Source organism: Paraburkholderia sp. SIMBA_027 (genome assembly GCF_046535315.1).
Classification (GTDB): domain Bacteria; phylum Pseudomonadota; class Gammaproteobacteria; order Burkholderiales; family Burkholderiaceae; genus Paraburkholderia; species Paraburkholderia tropica.
Genome location: NZ_JAWRWY010001473.1, coordinates 1 through 241, shown reverse-complemented (window position 1 = coordinate 241; position 241 = coordinate 1). Strand labels below are relative to the sequence as shown.

Below are 241 nucleotides of genomic sequence, written 5' to 3'. Positions count from 1 at the left end.
GAAGCGAAGTTGTGCACGTCAAGCGTATCGTCGCCCGCACCGCCATTAATGGTGATCGTCGAGGTCGCAAGGCCAGTGCCCGACAGGTCGCCACTGACAACGAAGGTGTCGTTCCCCTTGCCGCCGTCGATGACCCATTCTTCGACATTGGTGGTGGCAACTTCGTAATTGCCTCCCGTTGCGGCGTTGGCCGTGGAGCCTTCCTCGATGTTGACGGCGAGGTTTTTCACGCCGTCGATCA

Annotated in this window: 1 protein-coding gene; it reads right to left on the bottom strand. The window is 59.3% G+C overall.

What is annotated here, in order from left to right; genetic code table 11:
* The coding region (locus SB764_RS44085) for a hypothetical protein (RefSeq protein WP_410867323.1) at nucleotides 1-241 on the bottom strand (241 nt) is incomplete at both ends.